Here is a 21,959-nt window from a genome sequence, read left to right on the forward strand (position 1 = left end):
AGAGCTTCCACTCCTTCCATTATTTATTTTTGACGGTTTTCTCTTTTTTGTCAACTACTTCTGCTTTTTTGAGACGCTTAATTACTTGCTTTGCCTATTTTTGTTTATAATAGGAAGAGAAAGCAAGGAACGAGAGGAAGATTAGATGAAAGAAGCATTGCTTTTTGACCAAGAGATGCTTAATGAAAGTGAATTATTTACCCCCTTCGCGTTGACTGATGTGTTGACAGAATTTAGCGGTGAGCAGCAGCAGCCGATCATTCATTTTTGGCAATTGCCGCAAACCCTGATACTGGGAATGAAGGACAGTCGTGTCACTTATTTTGCTGAGGCATTACAAGCCGTTCGAAAAGAAAACTACCATTTACTTTTGCGAAATGCAGGGGGTCTAGGAGTCGTAAGTGATTCTGGCATATTAAATGTTTCGTTGATTCTTCCCAAAGACACCCTTTCCACCTTATCAATCGATGATGGGTACGAAGCAATGGTAGACTGGTTAGCACAAACGAGCTGGGGAAAATTGGGGTTAGAAGTTGGAGAAGTCTCTGATTCCTATTGTCCAGGAAAATATGATCTCTCTGTTAACGGGAAAAAGATAGCTGGCATCGCCCAACGTCGCGTAAAAGACGGTGTAGCGATTATGATGTATCTTAGCGTCAATGGTGATCAAAATTTTCGAGGGGAACTTGTTCGTACCTACTATCAAAAGGGCTTGAAGGAACAGTTTGGCGTAGATTATCCCCCCGTTAATCCTGCTAGCATGACAACCTTGAATGATATCGCTTCACATGACGTATCGATCAATGCAGTAAAAAAAGAGCTTTTGCAAACGATGCCTCATAATGACCAAACAGAGTTTCTAGCAAACTTCTATCAACTAGAAGAATATCAACGCCGCATTAAAAACATGCAGCAGCGTAATTTAATCATTCAGGAGGTTTTCCATGACTTATAAATATCAAATGCTTCCGCTGGAAAAAGTTTTCCGTGATCCGGTTCATAACTATATTCACGTACAGCATCAAGTTATTTTGGATTTAATTAATTCAAAAGAAGTTCAGCGTCTGCGGCGCATCAAACAGCTCGGAACTACTTCGTATACCTTTCACGGAGCAGAGCACAGCCGTTTTTCTCATTCTCTTGGTGTCTATGATATTACACGTCGAATCTGTGATATTTTCCAGCGAAATTATTCCAAGGAAAAATATGGGAAAGATGGTTGGGATGACGCTCATCGCCTAGTGGCTTTATGCGCGGCATTGCTGCATGATGTTGGCCATGGTCCCTATTCTCACACATTTGAACATATCTTTCATACGGATCATGAGGCTCTCACGGTAGCAATTATCACCTCACCTGAAACAGAAGTATTCCAAATTCTAAATAATGTCGAAGCGGGATTCCCTGAAAAAGTAGCCAGCGTAATTACTAAAACCTATGAAAATCCGCAAGTCGTTCAGATGATCTCTAGTCAGATTGATGCTGATCGAATGGATTATTTGTTGCGAGATGCCTACTACACTGGGACTGAATACGGTACTTTTGATTTAACACGGATTTTACGAGTGATCCGTCCCTATGAAGGCGGGATCGCCTTTTCTATGAATGGCATGCACGCTGTAGAGGACTATATCGTCAGTCGCTATCAAATGTATGTTCAAGTCTATTTCCATCCAGTTTCTCGAGCGATGGAAGTACTGCTCGAACATCTACTGGATCGTGCGCATGAATTGTATCAGGAAGATGCGGAAATTTTCACGTTCCATTCGCAATTTTTGATTCCATTTTTAAAACAGGATTTTTCACTAGAGAATTATTTAAAACTGGATGATGGTGTATTAAATACCTATTTTGCTCAATGGATGGACGAGCAAGACTTGATCTTAAGTGATTTAGCTTATCGTTTTTTAAATCGCAAACCATTAAAATCAATCACGGTTGATTCCAGCGAAAATCCATTGCTTCTCGAAATGAAAACCTTAGTAGAAAAAGCGGGCTTCAATCCTCGTTACTATACAGCTATCAACTCAAGCTATGATCTGCCTTATGACCTTTACCATCCTGAAAAAGGAAGCCATCGGACACAAATTGAGCTGATGCAAAAAGATGGAACCTTGATTGAACTGTCAAAAGCCAGTCAATTGGTTTCCGCACTAACAGGTCAAGGACAAGGAGATGTTCGTTTTTATTATCCAAAAGAAATGACCCAGCAGGACAGCAAAAATTCAGACCTGTTTGATGACTATTATCAAGCCTTTTCTAAACATATCCGTAATGGGGCACTAGAGGAATAAAGAAGAACAGCTGAGTAAATCCAAAATCCCAACAACAAAGAAGCCAAACGACCTTATGCTATCACTGATGATAACAGAAAAGTCGTTCGGCTTTTATTCTGATTAATTGCTCAAGAGTCTTTTGGCTAGTCCCTTTTATTCAACCATTCCTCTACAGCCCATTTATGACTGCCGCGCTTCAGTAAATTGATTGCTGCTTGCGGCGATTCCCAGAGACTGTGATTTCCTTCTTCCAATGGTTCAGAAACCTTCTCCCAGCTTTTGGCAGAATAAAAATAGCCTGGGTTATAAAAAAAGGTGGCCCGATGACGTGAATAAAAATATTCATCCGCCTGCCCTAAGTAATCCGATAGAACAATTTCAAAGCCTAGTTCTTCGAGCATTTCTCGCTCAATAGCCTCTTCCTTCGTTTCATTTCCTTCAATTTCTCCTCCAGGTAAAAAGAATGCACCATTAGGAGCTTGTATGAGTGCGATTTTCTCATCCTCATTCATTAAAATCGCATAAGCTGCATAACGCGCTTGATAATTTTTTTCGGCTTCCTTTACGCCAAATACTGGGATCATTCGTGGCCTCCTGCAAAATGTATTTACCAATTAGTTTACATTAAAAAAAACTCATAAACAACCGCTGAGCATAAAAGCTTGTCATTTCATTTTTTATGTTATCATAAATGTATGAATAATTAGGAGGTTACTTATTTATGAAAATGGCACATACTTGCGTTCGGGTAAAAGATTTGGACGCATCAGTAAAATTTTATCAAGAAGCATTCGGTTTTGAAGAGTCTCGTCGTCGCGATTTTCCTGATTCAAAATTCACTTTGGTTTATTTGACTTTCCCAGGAGATGATTATGAATTAGAATTGACGTACAATTATGATCATGCCGCTTATGACTTAGGAGATGGCTATGGCCATATCGCAGTTCGCTCAGAAGATATTGAGAAGCTTCACAGTGAACACAAGGAAAAAGGATTCAATGTAACAGATATGAAGGGCTTGCCAGGTACAGATCCTTCTTACTATTTCATCACAGACCCTGATGGCTATAAAATCGAAGTTATTCGTTAAAAAATACCGCTCTTTAGATTTCGTTCTAAAGAGCGGTTTTCTTATCCAATCATGACACTTTCTTCCGGCAGCTTATAGTGTCCGCTATTAGATTTCATTAGGCGCATCGTTAATGAGAAGCCGACCGTTAAAATGCCGACCCTGCCAATATACATTAAGCCGATAATCAAAAGTTTCCCGGCAAGGGTCAAGCTAGGCGTCAGGCCCATCGTTAAACCAACAGTTCCGAAAGCGGAGAAGGTCTCAAATAAAAGATACTCTATCCCACGAAATCTTGGCAATGTTTCAGTAACCGACATAAGCATTGTCACAAATATGCATGAGGTTAACGTGATAAAAAACAAGGTAAGTGCGCGAGAAACTACTGACGGTCGAATCGTCCGTCGAAAAACCTCTGCGTTTTCTCTTCCCTTTAGCATAGAGATTGTCTGAACTAGCAGAACACCAAATGTTGTCGTTTTTAGTCCGCCAGCTGTCGATCCCGGTGTACCTCCGATAAACATTAAGACGATTGTAAATAAGATACCTGCTTGGCTGACATTCCCATAATCAACAGAGAAATATCCTGCTGTTCTAGCAGTTACCGACATAAAAAGCATATTCGCAAAACGATCAATTGAAGAGGAATCTCCAACGATGTTGCGTCCACCGCTTTCTGATATATAAAACACCAATGTCCCAATAACTAATAAACTGATTGAAACAGTTAAGGCCAGCTTACTATGTAAACTGAGCTTCTTTGTTTTGCGAAAATTCATCAGATCCTGCCAAACAATAAACCCCAAGCCGCCGGCAATGATTAATCCAGAAATCACAAATAATACGTAGGCATTATCTTGAAAGCCAACTAAACTATCTCCGAATAAATCAAAACCAGCATTACAAAAAGCGGAAATAGAATGAAAAATCGCATACCAAAGTCCCTTGGCAATTCCATACGTCGGTACAAAGTCAATTGCCAATAAGATAGCTCCTAATAATTGGAAGCCAAAGGCAAACCGAAAAATGTAAAACATCAGCCGCATAACACCCGACAAGCTATCTAAATTTAAGGACTCTTGCAAGATGATTCGTGTTAAAAGTCCCACCCTTTTCTTCATAAATGCAAAGAAGATGAATGGCATCATCATAAACCCTAAGCCGCCAACCTCTATTAGACCAAGTATTACTAATTGACCGCCAGTATTCCAGTGCTCATTCGTCGTTAATGTGGTCAGGCCTGTCACACAAGTAGCAGAAGTTGCCGTAAATAACGCATCAATAAAAGATGTTCCCTCACCAGAGTTTGTAAAGATCGGCAGCGTCAGCAACAAGCTGCCAATCAAGATAACTCCGCCAAAACCTAATGCAATAAATTGAATAGGATAGAGTTTTAATCGCCGGTGTTTTTCTTTATCCATAATTTCCTACCTTCAAAAAAAGGCACTACTTTCTCAAGTAGTACCCATATTTTTAACTTTAATCATGCGTGTGACTTCAGCACGTTCATTTTCTTCCAGCTTCATTTTAATGAAGTAGATCGTTTCTTCCAGCTGAGGAATCGTCATGTATTCTAAAGCGTTCACTCGTCGTCGTGTTTTTTCGATTTCTTTCGCCATCAATTGACACGTTTTTTCGATTTCTGTTAGTTCCAACAGTTTAGGCAGCACTTCTGTAAACTTCTGAATGCTCTGATCTAAATCATCATTGGAATTTAAGAAGCCATATTCTAACGGACCATCTGATAATTCCGATTCATGTTGAAAATTCATAATCGGAACTTTGACACTCATCACATCTTTTTCAATGACATCAAGAGATACTCGTTCTTTAGGAACAGCTAATAATTCCTCGATGTACTTATCATTCAGCAATGCATCGGCAATCGAAAAATTCTTCATCGCTTGTTGCAGCTCGTCCTCAACCTCTGCTCGCATGATATTGTTCTTTTTGACCAACAATATAAAGCGGCGCATCAGTTCGTCCTGCTTATCCTTTAAAAGCTTATGACCGCGACTCGCAGTTGTCAGCTGTTTTTTTAACCGTGTGAGTTCCATCCGAGTTGGATTGACATTTAGTTTCACCATAGGATCAAACTCCCTCTGTTAAATATTCGTCCAACATATCATCTTTAATCCGTTTTAACTCGGTACGAGGCAGCATAGCTAACAGCTCCCAGCCAAGATCCAAGGTTTCTTCAATGGAACGATTTTCATAAAACCCTTGATTGACATATTCCTCTTCAAATCGTTCAGCAAATTTTGCGTAGATTTTATCAACGTCAGAAAGCGCAGAATCCCCCAAAACGACAGCCAGCTCTTTGGCTTGTTTTCCTTGAGCATACGCAGCGAAAAGCTGATTCATAGTTGGTGCATGATCCTTACGTGTTTTCCCTTCACCGGTTCCCTTATCCTTCAGTCGAGAAAGCGATGGTAAAACATCAATGGGTGGTTGAATACCATTTTTATCCAATTCTCTAGACAAAATAATTTGACCCTCTGTAATGTAGCCAGTTAAATCGGGAATTGGATGCGTCTTATCATCTTCAGGCATTGTAAGGATCGGAATTTGTGTTACCGAACCCTTCAATCCTCGAATACGACCGGCACGTTCATATAATGTAGCCAAGTTTGTATAAAGATACCCTGGATAACCACGTCGGCCTGGGACTTCTCTACGGGCAGCTGATATTTCCCGCAAAGCTTCACAATAGTTGGTCATATCCGTCATAATAACCAAGACATGCATTCCTTTTTCATATGCCAAATACTCTGCCGCAGTCAATGCCATCCGCGGTGTCGCAATCCGCTCAATTGCTGGGTCATTTGCAAGGTTCATGAAGACAACTGAGCGGTCAATCGCACCTGTCTGACGAAAATCTTCCATGAAGAACTCTGCTTCTTCAAAAGTGATCCCAATCCCAGCAAATACAACCGCAAAATCGTCTTCCTTGTTCAATACTGTCGCTTGACGTGCGATTTGTGCTGCCAGTTCTTTATGCGGTAAGCCAAATCCCGAGAATACTGGTAATTTTTGACCACGCACCAATGTGTTCAAGTGGTCAATCGCTGAAATACCCGTTTGGATAAATTCATCGGGGTAATCGCGAGAAACAGGATTGATTACCTCACCATTGATATCGACATTCTTTTCAGCCAAGATTTCTGGTCCGCCATCTTTTGGTCGACCCAATCCATCAAAAACACGTCCAACCATGTCTTCTGAAACACCCAATTCTAATGGATGTCCCAAAAAGCGAGCCGTTGATTCCTTCAAGTTAATGCCGCTAGTTCCTTCGAAAATTTGAACAAGCGCCTTATCTTCATGGATTTCCAACACCTGTCCTCGACGTAGTTCACCATTGTTCAATCGAATTTCAAGCAGTTCTTCATATTTGATACCTTCAACTTTGTCAATCGCCATCAAAGGTCCGACCACTTCATTAATGGTACGATATTCTTTAATCATTGGTCATTCCCCCTTTAGCAACAATCGCTTGAATTTCAGCCACAATATCTAAATTGATTTGATCTAATTTTGTTAACTCATCTTCAGAAATATATTTGCTTCGCGCGATACGGTCTCTCAATGTCACTGTTCCGTCCATGATTTCTTTTAGATAAGTCCCCAATTCTAAAGCACGTTGGCCTTCTTTGTTGAAGGTCAAAATATTATCGATCATTTTAAATTGTTTTTCTCGTGATGTAAACGTATCAACATCATCAAACGCATTTTGCTGCAAGTAATCTTCTCGCAATGACTTCGCTACTTCAAGAGTTAAACGATCCCTTTCTGATAGAGAGTCAATCCCAACTAAACGAACAATCTCATTTAGTTCAGATTCCTTTTGCAGCATTTTCATGCCTTCTGCTACCATTTGAGACCAATTTGCTTGAAGGTCGTTATCCAAATACTTGCCAACTTCTGAAGAGTATAATGAATAACTTTGCAGCCAGTCAATCGATGGAAAATGCCGTTGTTGCGCCAATGTAGCACTTAGTCCCCAGAACACTTTTACAACCCGCAAGGTATTTTGTGTTACTGGTTCAGAAGTATCACCACCTGAAGGCGATACTGCACTGATGGCTGTAATCGAGCCTTCACGACCGTCACTTCCTAAAGCAATGACACGCCCAGATCGTTCATAATATTCCGCCAAACGGCTTCCTAAGTATGCAGGGTAACCTTCGTCACCAGGCATCTCTTCTAAACGTCCACTCATCTCCCGCAAGGCTTCCGCCCAACGTGAAGTAGAATCTGCCATAATTGCAATATTGTACCCCATATCACGAAAATACTCAGCAATGGTGATTCCTGTGTAGATCGAAGCTTCACGTGCCGCTACCGGCATATTCGAAGTATTCGCAATTAGAATCGTCCGCTCCATCAATGACTCGCCTGTCTTAGGATCGATCAACTCAGGAAATTCGTTCAATACGTCGGTCATTTCATTTCCACGTTCACCACAGCCTACGTAAACTACAAGGTCCACATCCGCCCATTTAGCAATCTGATGCTGAACAACCGTTTTTCCAGCACCAAACGGTCCCGGCACTGCAGCTGCTCCGCCTTTTACAACTGGGAAAAAGGTGTCAATTACTCGTTGGCCCGTAATCATAGGTGCTTCTGGATTTAATTTTTCTGACACAGGTCGTCCACGACGTACTGGCCATTTTTGTAACATAGAAAATTCTCGCGGTCCATTTTCTGTCTCAATCACATAAACAACGTCATCGATCGTAAACTCACCTGATGAGATTTTTTTCAGTGTTCCCTTGACCCCATTAGGTACCATAATTTTGTGTGTAATGATTTTCGTCTCTTTAACTGTTCCGACGATATCACCCGCTGATACAGTAGCCCCTTCAGCCATTGTTGCTTCAAACAACCATTTCTTTGTGTGATCTAAAGCTGGGATTTGAATCCCTCGACTCAAAAAGTTACTTTCAGTCTGCTCTTTAAATGTATCTAACGGACGTTGGATACCGTCAAACATTTGAGAAACAATCCCCGGTCCTAATTCAACCGAAAGAGCTTCCCCTGTTGTTCTAACTGGTTCGCCTGGTCCAATTCCAGCAGTTTCTTCATATACTTGAATGGAAGCTACATCGCCACGCATTTCAATGATTTCGCCGATAACTCCAAGGTCACCCACGTAACAAATATCTTGAATTGCCGCTTGCTCCATGTCTTCTGCCAGTACTAATGGTCCAGAAACTTTTATTATTCTACCTTCTTGCAAGTCACTAGCTCCTTTTATAAAATATTCTGTCCTACCGCTCGTTCAACCTGTCCTTGAATCATAGACTGGCCGATTCCTAAAGTTCCCTCATGATTTGGGATCAATACAATCGCCGGAATCATCTTCTCTTCATAACGTTTGATTGTATCAGGGACAAGTTGGGCAAATTCTTCGGTAATATAAATAATGCCATAATCGTTTTTAGCCATCTCTTCGATTTGCTGACGAATCATTTGCTTATCTTTTGTCGTTCGGGTATCAAAATCAAAGAGTTTGAAAGGCAAGACAGAATCCTTATCACCAATTGCACCAATTTTATGTGACATATGTCTCACGCATCCTTTCTCTAATTTGATCCTCCGTTAATCCGATTCGTTTACCTGTGATGATCAAGCGAAGATTTTTATTTTCAATCGACTTCGCATTTAACAACGCTAATACTGGTAGCGGACCAAAGGCTTGTGTTTGCGCCGTTTCGTAAAAACTCGTCAAATAATTATCGCAAAGTCTTTCTAACTGACTTAAATCGATGGTATTATCCTTAATAATCGGTTCGATTACTTCACTGTAGGCGGTAGTTTTCAAATAACTCGTCAACATTTCCATATCAACTTCAACACAATCCAGTAATTCCTCTTTTGGTATACTTCCGTGACTCGATAAAGCAGTCGACATAAAGTTCCGACTTCTTTTTTGTTTAATCCCGCGTGCTACCATTAAGATGTTGGTGAAATCAATGAAGCTGATCACTTCTTTCGTCAACTCCGGCTCATTTATGCTATCTGCGATTTTGCGCTGACAATATAAATATTTACGATCCAAAATAATATCGATTCCTTGCAAACTGTTCGACTCTTCAAAGTGCTCCCTAACCTCTTGGATACTTTCCAGCAAAATATCTGGTAATCCGCTAGCTTGACCCGTTCGGATAGCAGTTTTAATCTGATCTAAAGAATAAAAACCATCATAAATATAAAGGTCATCAAAATCCTGATTTAACAAATCAGCTTTGATCAAGGCTTTCAGGTTGTGGAAGGTAAATCGCATTGTATAGATCCAAATAACATTCGGATCAGGTATGATCTTTACTAATTCTGCCAGCAGATTATTTTGCGCCGTTCCCAGAGCTGCTTCAAAGCTTTCATAAAAATTATCTGACAAATATTCACCGTATATCGTTCCTCTAAAAAGAGCCTCGATTTCTGTCATATCCTCAGCTTTTATCATTCGCGCCATCAATTCAGGAGCCAACAGCTCCAATTCCTTCAAACGAACCAGCGGATTCAATTCATGATACGTAGATTGTTTCATTCAATGCCTCCTAATTCGTAGTCTTTTAAGACCATGGTTATTCAAAAAGCGTTTCGGCTGTTTGATAACTTTCTCGCTGTTGAATTTCTCTAACTAAACTTTGATAAAGAAAGTTATATTGTACGCCCTCTTTATCTAAAATGAATCCAGCTTGACCAATGACCGGCTCCCCACCAATTGTTAATTGATACGTAAGCTTTTGGCTTTGCTCGACTAGCCATTCTTCTGTAAAAATTGCTTGCGACTTCTCACCAGGAATAAAAACTAATTCACCTTGTAATGGCATTTTTCCTAAGGCATCGTGAGCAAATTTCCGCTGCTCTTCTGGTGCCCAATTCTCCATTTGAGTGACTGCTTCAGCAAATACACGTTCTAAAATAGCTTGTTTTTGATTTAAAATCATTTGTTTTTGAGCAACCTGCTGCCGATTCGTAGCCTGCTTGTAATTGTTCTCTAGATTTTGTACATTTTTCTCCAAGCGTTTTTGATGTTCAGCTTCGATCTCTGTCAGCTCCGCCTGAAACTCTTGATCGATCCGTGCAGTCTCTTTTTCCTTCAATTGACGCTGCTCCAGATCTGCTTGCTGATTCAACTGCTCGACTATTTTTTCGATTGCTTCCATTAAAAAAACTCCTTACACTTGTCCGACTAACAAGAATGAGATAACGAATCCTAAGATCGCATATGTTTCAACCATGGCAGCATAAATGATTCCTTTTGTTGAATGCTCAGGTTTTTTCGCCAAAATTTGGATACCTGCCGCTGCAACTTTCCCTTGGGCAATCCCAGAGAACAAACCAGTGAAAGCGATTGGTAATGATGCCCCAAAATACCCTAATCCTTGAACCACAGTTAAATCACTAGATAGATTTGTAAAAATCAAGAAAGCAATAACGAATCCATACAATCCTTGTGTTCCCGGTAATAGTTGTAGAATTAATGCCTGACCAAACTTCTCTGGTTGGCTGGTCGTTAATGCCGCTGCTGCCTCACCCGTCATACCAACACCTTTGGATGAACCGATACCTGAAAAAATTGTTGCTGTCGCCATTCCTAAAATCGCGAAAATAATACCACCACTGTTGTTAATCAAATACTCCATCATTGTCTAAAATTCCTCCAATTATTTTTCTTGTTCTATATTCACATATTTTTCTTCTGACTTTAATGGACGGAATGCACGTCCTCCGCCTTCGTAAAATTTTCCGAAAAATTCTACATATTGTAGACGAGCCCCATGGACATAAGCAGATAATAAAGACAAAAAGATATTTAATCCATGTAGAGCTAACATCAATAAAATTCCAACACTAAATCGTGCAATCGGCGGCATATATCCGACTAGCATATTAAATGCTGCCGCGATGCTTCCTCCAGATATTCCTAAAGCCATCAACCGAGTGTAGCTTACTAAATCACCAATATAACTAGTGATTCCATATAAATTATAGGCCCCTTTAGCTAACCCTTTAATCTTAGATTTCGATTGCAGCATCGGGGTGATAATGATCAGCAAAGCACTTAATCCTGCTAGTCCAACACCTATCATAAATAGCGGCTGGCTGTTCAGCAGCATTTTTCCTGCTCCTCCAATAATCGCCCCAATCATAATCCCTTGCCAAGCAAATCCGTCTGAAACAGCACCTAAATAGTTCTTGGCCTTGATATTTTCTCGTGCTGCTAAACCTAAACCGATAAAAATTTGAATGACACCAAAAATAATCGATAAGACTAAAATACTAATGACGTCCTCACTGGTTGAGAGAATTGGTGTATATCCAAGTGAAAAACCGAAGAATGAATTATAAATCAATCCCCACATAATAGTCGGTACAGCTAAGATTTGGAAAAAGCGCATAAATCGTTCCATTCCTCGTGGCAAGATTGTTCTCAAAGCAACGGTTGTCCCTATTAGCATCAACGCACCATACCCTGCGTCCGCAACCATCATCCCAAAGAAAACAAAGTAAAAAGGCATAAACCACGGTGTTGGATCAACTTCATGGTATTTAGGCAGGCTATACATCTCCGTCAGCATCTCAAACGGTTTTACCAACGTATGGTTCTTTAGCTTAGTTGGTATCTCTTCCGTAATTTCGACACTCGTCGGCTCTTCAATTTCTAGGTAAAGATTTTCACTACCTATTAAATTGCCTACAAAATCTTCAAATGTTTTGAAGTTCTCCGTTTCGATCCACCCTTGCAGCAGGAATAATTTATCATCTTTAATAAAACGATCGTGGATCAACCAGCGATTTTTTCGTGCTAATAGAACCTCTTCTGCTGTTTCCAAGTTTTCAATCACGCTTTTTTTCTGTCCGATTAACCGAGCGAGACGTTTATTTTCTTCCACTAATTCAATGATTTCACGCTGGATCGCGGTCAATTCAGTCTTAGGCAGTCGTGAATAATTATAGGTAAATGCGGTTATACTAAACTGGCGAGCTAGTTCTTGTACCTCTGCTTGTTCAGCTCGCAAGTACAATAGGACAAAATTAACGATATGATCATCACTGTAAATGACTTCACTATGAATCTGTTTCTCTTTCAATTGCTGATCAAATAATTCCCAAATACTCGCATCTGCAGTTCCTAAAAAGCATTTTGTTGAATGCAATGAATAATCTTTTGGCAGAAAATCTAATGATTGCCATTTTTGCAGGAGACTTTCTTGCTCATGCAGATTTTCTTGTTTCGATCGAACCTCAGAAAATAGAGATTCTAACTCCTGGATGCTCTCCAATTCCGATAGCAGCACACTCTCATCAAATGTTTCTTCCAATTTTCTTAAAGTCGCTTGCTGACGTTTAAGGTGGACTCCTTTTTCACGACTGCTGCCGTGATGTTCCACAAATCGTATGGCATGTGTTATTTGTTCTAATTGATGATCGATTTTTGTCAGTGTATCTTGACTAGCCAGAGGTTCAACTTCGTAAAAATATTTTTCTACCCAATCATTGCTAACTGTTTGTTCAAATAAATCTCGAATTTCCACCCCTTGGAATCCCTGAACCGCAGATAGAATTTGTTCACTATACCCCTGCTGGGCAATCAAGGTCAGCTTACTCATTTTACTGACTGCCATATTCTGAGATCACCCTTTCAATAATTTTTTGAATCGTTTGCTCTTTCTTTTCTTGATATTTTTCTTCCATCATTTTAATCGCATCTTCCGCATGGCTGTTCAATTCTTTTTCTTCAGCTGCCAATTCTTCAGACAATACTTGTTCTCTTTCCGATAAAACAGTAGAAAAATCCATTCTCAATTCTTCGCGCTTTTTTTGCAGCTGTTGTTTTTTATTCGTCTCATAAGCTGCTAATTCTGCTACTAGCTTTTCTTTTTTTCTTTCATTTTGCTCCTCAGCAGACTTTATTTTTTCTAAAGCTTCTAACACACAAACCCTCCTTTATAGATACAAAAAAAGAGCGCACCACTCTCAAGGTTGCTCTTCTCACCCCTTGAAGAACACGATCCTTGAAGCTTACGCCCAACCATTTTGTATTTATTCAATGAACATAGTATATCAAAAAAAGGATTGCACGTAACTATTTTTCGCTAAAAAGTTAAAATTTTAATACGTTCGACTTTAAATCTGGACTTTATTTAATAGTAGGTTTTTACAAAGTGGAAATGAGAAAAAATTAATAACCGAATTACTTGCTTTTTGAGTTTTGACTGTGGTATCAAATAGTAGAAGGAGTTGTCGTTTATGAAAAAAAATATTATTGGAATAGCCGCAAACCAACACTACCAAAATAATCAAGATTTTTTTGATCAGCAGTTTACTTACAGTCCTCAAGGTTTCATCGATGGTGTGCATAAAGCGGGGGGCCTACCTATTTTATTGCCAATCAGCAATCCTGAGCTAGCTAGTAATTATATCGAATCAATCGATAAACTTTTATTAGCTGGAGGACAAGACGTAACTCCTATCCTTTACAATGAGGAGCCTCATCCAAAGTTAGGTCCTACCAGTATTGAACGAGATTCTTTTGAGATTGCTCTAATCAAAGAAGCCATCAAACAAAACAAACCTATTTTCACTGTTTGTCGAGGGACACAACTATTAAATGTGGCCTTAGGTGGAACCTTGTATCAAGATTTATCTCAATACCCTGAATGGGAAGTGAAACACGATATGTTTCCAACCGTACCTGATTTTGGTCTACACTCCATCACAGTTAAGCCTGAATCAGCTTTAGCTCCACTTTTTGGTGAACGAGCACAAGTCAACTCCTATCACCATCAGGCCATCAAGGATTTATCTGCAAGTCTCATACCTATTGCTTGGTCACTTGATGGTATCATTGAAGCGGTTGAAAGTCGTGAAAAGAACACGAAAATCCTTGGTGTACAGTGGCACCCTGAACTCACCCATAAGAAAGATTCTAAAGAACAAAGCTTATTCGATTATTTCGTTCAAGATTTTGAGTAAATAATAATGATTTACTCTTTTTTTATTGTTTATTCGTCACTTAATGCTTAATCATCATACTGCGAAATATCATTTCCCTTCAAAAATTTTAGTATTATTCACTAAATACTACTTTAGTACCATTTCATTATTGCCAACTTATGGGAGAATCAATCCATAGCTTTTAGCTAAGAGGAGGAAAATAATGAATGCAATTGAAGTAACGGATGTGAAAAAAGTTTACGGCTCTGGCCAATCAGCTTTTGAAGCATTGAAAGGGATTAATTTTGCGATAAAAAAAGGGGAATCTGTCGCAATTATTGGAAAAAGCGGATCGGGCAAGTCAACCTTGATGCATATATTGGCACTGCTAGACCGTCCGAGTTCTGGGAAAATATCTTTACTTAATCAAGATACAAAACAAATAAAAAATAGTGCGTTGAATAAAATGAGAAACGAAACGTTTGGTTTTGTGTTCCAACAATTTTTTATAAATCCCAAGGATACTGTTTTATCCAATGTATTGCTGCCATTAAAAATCGCTGGTATTAAAAATCGACAAAGAAAGCAAATGGCGATGGAGGCTTTAGAAGCGGTTGAATTGAGTGATAAGGCTGACAATAAGGCCAATGATTTATCTGGTGGTCAAAAGCAGCGTGTCTGTATTGCTCGTGCGATTGTAAATCAGCCAGAAGTCATTTTCGCCGATGAGCCGACAGGTAATTTGGATTCAGCAACTGGAGAAAAAATCGAAAAGCTGCTTTTTGATTTAAATCAGAAAAAAGGCATCACATTGATTATTGTTACCCATGATCCGGAATTAGCGGATCGGTGCGATCGTCAAATCCACATTAAAGATGGTCTAATATTGGAGGGTGCCTAAGATGAAATTATTCGACATTATTAAATCAGCGAGCTCAAACCTATGGAGAAACAAAGGACGAACAGTGTTAACTGTAATCGCAATTTTTATTGGAGCATTCACGATTTCATTAACGACTGGAGTCAACAATGGTGTTAACGATTATATTGATCGGCAAATCAACGGCGTTGGCGGTGAGGACCAACTGATGGTTTTTCCTAAATCACAAATGGGTCCCGCCGATAACGAACCGCAAGAATACGATCCAGATAAAGCTTCTGGAGCAGATGCTGATTACTTAACAGCAAAAGATCTTGACAAAATCAAAGAAACAAGAGGAATCAAGAAAGTTGAGCCTTTCCACTTTTTATCAACGGATTATGTCCAACGAAATACTGGTAAAAAATATCTCCTATCGGCTGTAACTGTTAGTGATATCACGATTGATTTGGAAGCAGGCCGTGAGGCTAGTTCTTCTGGAGATAGCTATGAAATAAACTTGGCTCCAGAATATATGAAGTCATTAGGATTCAAATCAGCTAAATCGGCACTTAATCAGAAAATTAAAATCGCTGTCAGCAGTCAAGCTACTGGCGAGCGTGAAATTTTAGAAGTGACCATCGTCGGCGTTCGTAATGTCAGCCTGATCCAACAAGGTCAATCAATTATGAGTAAAGCTTTGTCTGATAAAATTATCAGTGTCAACGAAAACGGCATGCCAGAAAATATGAAAAATAAATACGGCACCCTTTTTGCTACAATGAATAAGAGTCTATCTGAAAAGCAAATCAATCAACTTAAAAAACGTTTAGAAAAAAAAGGCTTTAGTGCCATGACAGTTGAAGATGAAATCGGAATGATTCGTCAAGTTATTAATGCGATCACTGGTGTCTTAACCTTATTTGGCGCTATCGCATTATTGGCCGCAAGCTTTGGGATCATTAATACACTGTATATGTCCGTTCAAGATCGAACACGAGAAATTGGTTTGATGAAAGCGATGGGAATGGGACGCTTCAAAGTATTTTTAACTTTCAGTATTGAAGCTTTGCTGATTGGGTTCTGGGGTGGTGTTACAGGAATTGCAGGGGCTGTTATAGCCGGCCATTTCCTAAATGATTTTGCTACAACGTCATTTCTAGACGGTTTAACTGGCCTTACTCTATTACAGTTCTCATGGCCGAGCATGGTAATAATTTTATTGATCATTATGCTGATCGCATTTTTAGCTGGAACTTTCCCAGCCAATCGGGCTGCACGGTTAGATCCAATCAATGCTTTACGTTACGAATAAAAGAAAAAGAGCTGTAGCAAAGGATTACAAATTTGCTACAGCTCTTTGTTAATTCTTATAACCTAGTCATCATCAAAAGAGGCATCCGCCAAAGGCACAGATGAAAACTCTTCTATCTCACCTGCAGATAAACGAGCAAAGTAAGATTTTGTTTCTTTAAACACAACTGGACTTAATAGAATCAGAGCAATAATATTTGGAAATGCCATTAACCCATTGAAAATATCAGCAATTGTCCATACTGCTGACACTGTCAAATATGGGCCAATAAATACAGCAAAGATATACACCCAGCGAAAAACTGAGGAGAACTTAGTATTTCCGCCCGTTAAATAACTCAAACAGCGCTCAGAATAATAATTCCAGCCCAAAATAGTTGTAAATGCAAAGAATGCCAAACATATCATCAATAGAAGTGAAGCAAGCGTTTGAGAGATAGGTAATGCTTCACTAAAAGCAAAGATAGTTACAGCAGATCCTTCCAGCCCAGTATCCCATGCCCCAGTCAAAATGATTGCCATTCCGGTCATATTACAGACAACTAAAGTATCGATAAACGTACCCGTCATAGAAACAAGTCCCTGTCGTACAGGTTCTTTTGATTGTGCGGCTGCAGCTGCAATCGGTGCACTTCCTAATCCTGATTCATTAGAAAAAATGCCCCGTGCAATTCCTTTTTGCATAGCTATCATCATGGCGCCTATCGCACCGCCAGAAACCGCACGTAAACCAAATGCACTCTGAACAATTTCTACGATGACCCCTGGCAATTTAGTAATGTTCACTACAATCATGAATAGACATAATCCAACATAAATCACAATCATCAACGGAACAATAATTTCCGATACTCTGGCTATTCGTTGAACACCACCAATTAGCACAATAGCAACAAGAACCGTAACAACAATTCCGGAAATAATCACTGCCCACGAATACTCATTTCCAAAGAGGGAAATCGTATTGACTTTTTTAGGATCAAAAAAAGTTTCTGCCGCAGAAGTAATCCCGTTGATCTGTGCGATTGTACCAATTCCGATTACACCAGCAATTGCACCAAAGAAGGCAAACATTTTCGCTAGCCATTTCCATTTTTTTCCGAGCCCATTTTCAATGTAATAAAATGGCCCTCCCAAAGCTTTGCCATGATCATCAAACGTTCGATATTTTACAGCTAATAACCCTTCCGCATACTTCGTTGCCATTCCTAACAGCCCAGCGAGCTCTAACCAAAATAATGCTCCTGGTCCACCTGCAACAATGGCCGTGGCAACGCCAACAATATTACCTGTACCAATCGTAGCTGATAAAGCTGTACATAGCGCTTGGAAACTTGTGACATCACCTTGACCACCCTCTTCGTTTTTCACCATATACTTCAGGGCTAACGGTAAACGGCGAATTTGGATCATCCGACAACCAACAGTTAAAATAATACCAATTCCTAAAATCAATAAGATCATCGGGGCTCCCCAAATCAAAGAATTAATTTTTGATAAAATATCACCCATCAAATCCCTCCCTTTTTCTTGCCATTTTATCATAAAATTAATTCACAAACTCTTTTTCATTTAAAAAAATTTTTTTATACTTTTGACAAGTACAAAATTTTACTTTTTTTAAACGTGAAAAATTAACAAAAAAGCATGAAGTGGATACTTTTTCGTATCTGCTTCATGCTCATGATTTATACCAAATTTATAATTGATCATTCATTAAAAATCGAAATGATCCGGATCTGCTCCCAAGCGTTCATTGATATTCAATCCATCAATCTGCTTAAGCTCTTCATCAGTCAATTCAAAATCAAATACGTCAACATTTTCCTTGATCCGTTCCTCATGAACAGATTTTGGAATCACTATGATGTCGTTTTGCAAATGCCAACGAATAATTACCTGTGCTGCTGATTTATTGTGCTTTTTCCCAATCTCAATAAGTGTAGGATGTTGTAAAATTTTTCCTTGTCCTAACGGTGACCAAGCTTCGACAGCAATATTTTCTTTGGCCAAGTATTCACGTAACTCAACCTGTGTCAAAGTAGGATGTAATTCTATTTGATTAAGCATTGGTTTGATTTTCGCTGTCGTCATCAGTTCTTCGATGTGGTGCTGATGGAAATTCGATACACCGATCGCTTTCGCACGACCACTTTCATAGATTTCCTCCATTGCCCGCCAAGAGTCATTAAACTTTCCTGCTACTGGCCAGTGAATCAAATATAGATCTACATAATCTAATCCTAAACGGTTTAAACTATCATTGAATGCTTCATGAGCAGACTCGTATCCCTGATCTGCATTCCAAAGCTTAGTGGTAATAAATAAATCTTCGCGCTTAACTCCAGATTGACGAATTCCTTCGCCTACACCTTTTTCATTTTTGTATATTGCTGCAGTATCGATTAACTGATAGCCTTCTTTGATCGCCCATTTAACAGAAGCCGTTGCATCATTTTCTTCCACTCGCCAAACACCTAAACCTAACCGAGGCATTTCGATACCATTTGCTAATTGTTTCATTTTGTCCATCAAATCTCCTCCTTATAGTTTGTGTTACAACTCTATTGTGAGAGACTTTGATGTTGCGGTCAACTGATTTGTCTATTTCTTTTTACGATCATTTCTCATGATAGAGATCGATTGTTTTAAGGCACTCAGAGTCCCGCCTTCGCTATATACTAATACGTTGGATTTATACAGTTGTGCCGAGAAAAGTGTTAAGACAATTGTGAACAATACCAATATCCCTAGTGACACAAAGGCGCTGGACATTGCTGCCGTTCCCGATGCTAATCGCAATGGCATGCTATAGGAAGATAAGAATGGAATATATGAAGTCACTTTGATGATGACATTAGTCGGATCAGAGGTTCCTAAAATCAGTCCTAACATGTAGCCGATCATCGAAAGATACATCACAGGTTGAATCGCTTTTGCCGTGTCTTCTGGTTTACTTACGAGAGAACCACATAATGCTGAAAGCACTGCATATAAAAATAGTCCAACTAACATAAACGCAACAATTGTTATTGCCCCAGTGCCTAAAATTGATTTGATAGACACATTATTGATAATATCCTTCACCATAGCCATATCTTTAAATTGACGATAACCAAAAACTAAAGCGACACCATAAATCAATAATTGCGTTAATGCAACTAACAAAACCCCTAATAACTTGCCATAATAGTGGGTCTTAGCTTTCATACTGGAAAGCAGTACTTCCATAATTCGCGTACCTTTTTCTGAAGCGATCTCTTGGGCAATGATTGATGAGTAGCTGATTATGAACACGAACATAATAATCGTTGTCAAAAAGCTTAAGACGAATTGAGTGCCAGAATCACCGCCATCACTTTGCATCTTACCATTCTCAAAAGTTACTTTTGTTGATTCAAATTTTGCAGGCTCCATGACCTTTTGAACTTCAGCAGTAGTTAAGTTCAATTGACTGGCTCTAGCACTTGCTTGCATTGAACTTAAGATTTGCTGCAATTGCGTTTCGGTTGACGTTCCTAAAGAAGCTTTGCTGTATAATTTCCCCGATACTTGATCCTTACTCATCTTCAGATCAAGATAAGCATCGATCTTTTTGTCCTCTAATTGCTTTTGAGCTTTTTTATTACTCGTAACTACTTTAAAGCTATAATCCTTATTCTTTGTTTTAGCCAGCTGTTCTGCTACCGCCGGTTGATCACTGACAATTCCAATTTTATTAATGTCATTTGCATCACCAAAGAAGTGTTGTGATAAGTAGAAAATTCCCATAAGCAAGAATGGTGCCAGGATCATTATTAAAAATGCCGTCGACTTCACATTTTTCTTATATACGTCTTTGATAATAATTCCCATTTTACTCACTTGCAGCACCTGCTTTCCATTTAAAGATTTCTTCTAACGTCGGAGGTTGTTGATTAAACATCGGAATATACCCATCTTTTGTCGCTTGAGCAAAAATCGCTTGTCCTGCATCTGGATTATCTAACGTGATGTCAAAGCTTCCGTCTTCTTTTTGAATCACCGAATGTACACCAGCAAAAGCTTCTACGTCTTCTTTTGTTAAGTGCGATTCTAAATACAACTTACTGCGACCGAACGATTCTCGAATTTCATGAACCTTACCATTTAGAACGATTTCACCATTTCGCAACATGATCAAGTGATCACAGATCTTTTCAACATTATCCATATTATGGCTAGAGAAAATGACACAGGACCCCTTTTCTTTCAATTCAATAATGCCATTTTTTAATAATTCAGCATTAACCGGATCCAAGCCGCTGAAAGGTTCGTCTAAGATAACTAATTTAGGCTCATGAATCAAAGTGGAAATCAACTGGACTTTCTGTTGGTTTCCCTTCGATAAGGATTTTACTTTGTCTGTTTTTTTTCCTTTAACTTGAAACTTTTCCATCCATTCATCAATTTTTGGTGCAATTTCTTGCTTGTTTTTCCCTCTTAATGAAGCAAAGAACAACAATTGATTTTCAATAGTTACCTTTGGATACAATCCGCGCTCCTCTGGTAAATAACCGATTGTATTATAATCTTTTCCAGATAATGGGTGACCATTCCATGAAACAGTACCAGAATCTTTTGATAAAAAATCTAAAATCAAACGAAAAGTCGTCGTTTTTCCTGCACCATTTTGACCAATCAATCCTAAAATTTTTCCGTCTTCAATCGTAAAACTCATCTCATTCAATGCTTTATACGATCCAAAACTTTTACTCAAATTTTTAACCTGTAACATTTTCTCACTCCCTATAATTTCTTTCTAAAATAAAAGTAACAAATCAGATAACTGATTAAAAACACATAAATCAAGCCACTTGCTGTATACATTAGTGGTCGTGATACAAAGCTACCAATCATGGCTAAAAGGACAAATACAAACAGCATCACGTAGGTAGTTATATATAACGCTCTTGAGATGATCTCAATATTCCGTTCGTCTGTGTGAATAATTCGGTACCGTTTTAATTTATCTAGATCCTCCATTATCCGTCGGTTCCTAAAAATATAAATAATAAGTATCATAGAAGATGTCATGAACATCCCCATTAAGAAGCCGATAGCATGGGCATTGATTTTCAAATCATAGTTATTTACTCCAATGAGAAGTATACCTGAACAGGTCAACATAAAAATAATTGCTATTAGATAAAATCTGTTCTTTTTTTTCAGTTTTTCTTGGTATTCACGATCAGCTTTCGATAACTCTTTCATTATTCCCCATCCTCCTCATCAAAAATGAATACATCCTCAATCGATCGATCAAAATAACGTGCAATTTTATGCGCCAGAATCAAGGAAGCATTGTAACGTCCATTTTCTAGCGAAATAATTGTTTGTCTTGTAACCTCCAATTCTAATGCAAGATCACTCTGGGTCAGCTTCCGCTCTTTTCGGAGCATCTGAATTCGATTTTCCAAACAATCACTCCCTCAATGTATAGTTCCCTTTACATCTTACAAAAAAAGTATAG

The 21,959-nt window shown here is 39.0% G+C and carries 23 protein-coding genes and 1 other annotated feature; of the genes, 6 read left to right on the plus strand and 17 right to left on the minus strand.

Translation table 11 applies throughout. The features are described 5' to 3' along the window. Positions 1 to 145 precede the first annotated feature (145 nt). Both IGI67_RS05405 and IGI67_RS05410 read left to right on the plus strand, forming a co-directional pair. Complete coding sequence (locus IGI67_RS05405; protein WP_429957018.1) at positions 146 to 955, plus strand: lipoate--protein ligase family protein; 810 nt, start codon at positions 146 to 148, stop codon at positions 953 to 955. Beyond that, entirely contained in the window at positions 945 to 2,294 is a 1,350-nt protein-coding gene (locus IGI67_RS05410) for an HD domain-containing protein (RefSeq protein ID WP_207106727.1), read from the plus strand. Before IGI67_RS05405 ends, IGI67_RS05410 begins: the two co-directional genes overlap by 11 nt. A 125-nt stretch (positions 2,295 to 2,419) precedes the next feature. Here IGI67_RS05410 and IGI67_RS05415 read toward each other — a convergent pair whose 3' ends face one another. Further along, complete coding sequence (locus IGI67_RS05415) at positions 2,420 to 2,860, minus strand: NUDIX hydrolase (protein WP_207106726.1); 441 nt, start codon at positions 2,858 to 2,860, stop codon at positions 2,420 to 2,422. A 137-nt stretch (positions 2,861 to 2,997) separates the two neighbouring features. Here IGI67_RS05415 and gloA point away from each other — a divergent pair, with 137 nt between their 5' ends. Then, the gene (gene gloA, locus IGI67_RS05420) at positions 2,998 to 3,366 is read left to right on the plus strand and encodes a lactoylglutathione lyase (protein WP_207106725.1); all 369 of its coding nucleotides are present in this window, start codon (positions 2,998 to 3,000) and stop codon (positions 3,364 to 3,366) included. Positions 3,367 to 3,407: 41 nt separating this feature from the next. On the opposite strand, the gene IGI67_RS05425 is transcribed toward gloA, so the two are convergent. The 10 genes from IGI67_RS05425 to IGI67_RS05470 are packed head-to-tail and all read right to left on the minus strand — an operon-like array spanning position 3,408 to position 13,293. After that, positions 3,408 to 4,769, minus strand: a complete 1,362-nt coding sequence (locus IGI67_RS05425) for a TrkH family potassium uptake protein (RefSeq protein ID WP_207106756.1) — start codon at positions 4,767 to 4,769, stop codon at positions 3,408 to 3,410. Positions 4,770 to 4,799: 30 nt separating this feature from the next. Next, the gene (locus IGI67_RS05430) at positions 4,800 to 5,432 is read right to left on the minus strand and encodes a V-type ATP synthase subunit D (RefSeq protein ID WP_207106724.1); all 633 of its coding nucleotides are present in this window, start codon (positions 5,430 to 5,432) and stop codon (positions 4,800 to 4,802) included. Between the two features lie 4 nt (positions 5,433 to 5,436). Beyond that, complete coding sequence (locus tag IGI67_RS05435; protein ID WP_429957019.1) at positions 5,437 to 6,813, minus strand: V-type ATP synthase subunit B; 1,377 nt, start codon at positions 6,811 to 6,813, stop codon at positions 5,437 to 5,439. Next, a complete protein-coding gene (locus IGI67_RS05440; protein ID WP_207106722.1) occupies positions 6,806 to 8,587 on the minus strand; it encodes a V-type ATP synthase subunit A in 1,782 nt (593 codons plus the stop codon). The genes IGI67_RS05435 and IGI67_RS05440 overlap by 8 nt, the downstream gene beginning before the upstream one ends. Before the next feature lie 14 nt (positions 8,588 to 8,601). Next, on the minus strand, positions 8,602 to 8,913 hold the full coding sequence (locus IGI67_RS05445; RefSeq protein WP_207106721.1) for a V-type ATP synthase subunit F: 312 nt from the start codon (positions 8,911 to 8,913) through the stop codon (positions 8,602 to 8,604). Further along, positions 8,903 to 9,898, minus strand: a complete 996-nt coding sequence (locus tag IGI67_RS05450; RefSeq protein WP_429957020.1) for a V-type ATPase subunit — start codon at positions 9,896 to 9,898, stop codon at positions 8,903 to 8,905. The genes IGI67_RS05445 and IGI67_RS05450 overlap by 11 nt, the downstream gene beginning before the upstream one ends. Before the next feature lie 37 nt (positions 9,899 to 9,935). Continuing rightward, positions 9,936 to 10,520 (minus strand): hypothetical protein, encoded by a 585-nt coding sequence (locus IGI67_RS05455; protein ID WP_207106719.1) that lies wholly within the window; start codon positions 10,518 to 10,520, stop codon positions 9,936 to 9,938. Between the two features lie 12 nt (positions 10,521 to 10,532). After that, positions 10,533 to 11,003 (minus strand): V-type ATP synthase subunit K, encoded by a 471-nt coding sequence (locus tag IGI67_RS05460; RefSeq protein ID WP_207106718.1) that lies wholly within the window; start codon positions 11,001 to 11,003, stop codon positions 10,533 to 10,535. A gap of 18 nt (positions 11,004 to 11,021) precedes the next feature. Next, positions 11,022 to 12,983: a V-type ATP synthase subunit I gene (locus IGI67_RS05465; RefSeq protein WP_429957021.1), complete on the minus strand. Its 1,962-nt coding sequence runs from the start codon at positions 12,981 to 12,983 to the stop codon at positions 11,022 to 11,024. After that, positions 12,970 to 13,293, minus strand: coding sequence for a hypothetical protein (locus tag IGI67_RS05470; protein WP_429957022.1), 324 nt, complete (start codon positions 13,291 to 13,293; stop codon positions 12,970 to 12,972). The genes IGI67_RS05465 and IGI67_RS05470 overlap by 14 nt, the downstream gene beginning before the upstream one ends. Before the next feature lie 51 nt (positions 13,294 to 13,344). Continuing rightward, positions 13,345 to 13,392: a sequence feature (sodium ion sensor (DUF1646 type); this cis-regulatory element may regulate processes involved in with the transportation of sodium ions), on the minus strand. A gap of 216 nt (positions 13,393 to 13,608) precedes the next feature. On the opposite strand from IGI67_RS05470, the gene IGI67_RS05475 reads away from it, so the two are divergent. From IGI67_RS05475 to IGI67_RS05485, 3 genes are all read left to right on the plus strand, one after another. After that, positions 13,609 to 14,334, plus strand: a complete 726-nt coding sequence (locus tag IGI67_RS05475; protein WP_207106715.1) for a gamma-glutamyl-gamma-aminobutyrate hydrolase family protein — start codon at positions 13,609 to 13,611, stop codon at positions 14,332 to 14,334. 184 nt (positions 14,335 to 14,518) lie between these two features. Then, positions 14,519 to 15,196 carry an ABC transporter ATP-binding protein gene (locus IGI67_RS05480; RefSeq protein WP_429957023.1) on the plus strand — a complete coding sequence of 226 codons (678 nt, stop codon included), beginning with the start codon at positions 14,519 to 14,521 and terminating at the stop codon, positions 15,194 to 15,196. A gap of 1 nt (position 15,197) precedes the next feature. Next, on the plus strand, positions 15,198 to 16,469 hold the full coding sequence (locus IGI67_RS05485) for an ABC transporter permease (RefSeq protein ID WP_429957024.1): 1,272 nt from the start codon (positions 15,198 to 15,200) through the stop codon (positions 16,467 to 16,469). A gap of 62 nt (positions 16,470 to 16,531) precedes the next feature. Here the strand turns inward: IGI67_RS05485 and IGI67_RS05490 are convergent, their stop codons facing one another. From IGI67_RS05490 to IGI67_RS05515, 6 genes are all read right to left on the minus strand, one after another. After that, the gene (locus tag IGI67_RS05490) at positions 16,532 to 17,980 is read right to left on the minus strand and encodes an alanine/glycine:cation symporter family protein (RefSeq protein WP_429957025.1); all 1,449 of its coding nucleotides are present in this window, start codon (positions 17,978 to 17,980) and stop codon (positions 16,532 to 16,534) included. Between the two features lie 204 nt (positions 17,981 to 18,184). Beyond that, positions 18,185 to 19,000, minus strand: a complete 816-nt coding sequence (locus IGI67_RS05495) for an aldo/keto reductase (RefSeq protein WP_207106711.1) — start codon at positions 18,998 to 19,000, stop codon at positions 18,185 to 18,187. 72 nt (positions 19,001 to 19,072) lie between these two features. Next, positions 19,073 to 20,332 (minus strand): ABC transporter permease, encoded by a 1,260-nt coding sequence (locus IGI67_RS05500; RefSeq protein ID WP_429957026.1) that lies wholly within the window; start codon positions 20,330 to 20,332, stop codon positions 19,073 to 19,075. Then, the gene (locus IGI67_RS05505) at positions 20,325 to 21,224 is read right to left on the minus strand and encodes an ABC transporter ATP-binding protein (RefSeq protein ID WP_429957027.1); all 900 of its coding nucleotides are present in this window, start codon (positions 21,222 to 21,224) and stop codon (positions 20,325 to 20,327) included. Before IGI67_RS05505 ends, IGI67_RS05500 begins: the two co-directional genes overlap by 8 nt. A gap of 11 nt (positions 21,225 to 21,235) precedes the next feature. Further along, positions 21,236 to 21,700: a DUF6442 family protein gene (locus IGI67_RS05510; protein WP_429957028.1), complete on the minus strand. Its 465-nt coding sequence runs from the start codon at positions 21,698 to 21,700 to the stop codon at positions 21,236 to 21,238. After that, positions 21,700 to 21,906: a helix-turn-helix transcriptional regulator gene (locus IGI67_RS05515; protein ID WP_207106707.1), complete on the minus strand. Its 207-nt coding sequence runs from the start codon at positions 21,904 to 21,906 to the stop codon at positions 21,700 to 21,702. Before IGI67_RS05515 ends, IGI67_RS05510 begins: the two co-directional genes overlap by 1 nt. Positions 21,907 to 21,959: the final 53 nt, after the last annotated feature.

Origin of the sequence: Enterococcus sp. AZ196 (assembly GCF_050498845.1) — a bacterium.
GTDB lineage: Bacteria > Bacillota > Bacilli > Lactobacillales > Enterococcaceae > Enterococcus_A > Enterococcus_A murrayae.